Here is a 1,073-nt window from a genome sequence, read left to right on the forward strand (position 1 = left end):
TCTCGGTCACGGCTACGCCCGCCAGAATTAGGCACCTTTTTGTGCGCACAGTTATTGTTCCGTACCTTGAACGAAAGCACTCAGCGTGGGCATAGTGGTATTCGTACGTTTAGCGGAAAGCATACGATCGCCAGGAAGGAGGTAATACCAATTGAGAACCGGGGCCTCCGCTGGAAATGGTGGAGCAACAAAATCGAACGACCCGTCGATGGTCGTAGCAGCGTCACCAAGCAGGCGAAGTGAAAATGTCACAACTGAAGCAGAGGAACGGGCCACCGTTCCCTCAACCTTCAGCCTGCGCATACCAGGAGGCGAGTAATCGCCCAGGTCGATGGAACCATGAAAGTGTTGCTCGCCTGAAACCTCACACAATCCGGCAAATCCAAATTTTTCCAGAATCATGGTTGGCAGAAAAAATGACTGCCTGGGGTCAAAGCCAACAGGGTGAATGAACGCTTTTTCATCAAGGCCGTGAAACAGGTGTCGCCCGCCAGAAAGCCGGTAAGACTCGGCGACCGCAACACCCTGGATGACGCGCGAAAACATTTGTGCGTTACCCAAGTGGCGTACCTCTACCTCAAAAGATTCTTTCGGGTTTTGTCCATTGGATGAGATTAGGCGCAATGATTTTGCCGCCATCCAACTTTCTTTGTCAGAGCACGCGGCATGGCTGGATGTGACCTGAAATAGTGCAATGACAATTGAGATATAAAAAAGACGCATGGTCAAGACACTCAACGTTGAAAGTGAGCCGCACTCAGAAGCTTGGCGCTATAAGTCGCGCCGAAAATCATGCGCCTCGCGGAGCCGCGGCGTTGTGTGCCGGTCTCGATCGGCCTGTTAGGCAACATGGCCAGGYCGTTCTTTGTTCCGGTGCGCAATCCAATAGGCCAACACCGCGAGGGTAATGACCAGTGCCTGAGCTGGAAAAAGCAGCACCCATGCGATTTCGGTGTCCCTGTAGCCTCTCGCCAAGAGACTGGCCATCCAAAAACAGAATGCAATAAGAGCTGCATTCCCCGCGGCGAGAGTAGCAAGCCATAGCGTAACGCTCGCGCGGGCTCCCATCAAAA

General features: G+C 53.1%; 2 protein-coding genes. Both read right to left on the bottom strand.

The features are described from left to right. Positions 1–51 precede the first annotated feature (51 nt). Positions 52–729, bottom strand: a complete 678-nt coding sequence (locus tag AC1DWI_RS24155; protein ID WP_477668247.1) for a hypothetical protein — start codon at positions 727–729, stop codon at positions 52–54. Between the two features lie 111 nt (positions 730–840). Continuing rightward, a partial coding sequence (locus AC1DWI_RS24160; protein WP_477726041.1) for a hypothetical protein occupies positions 841–1,073 on the bottom strand: 233 nt, incomplete at its 5' end.

The organism is Polaromonas sp. P3_C2, from assembly GCF_056402675.1.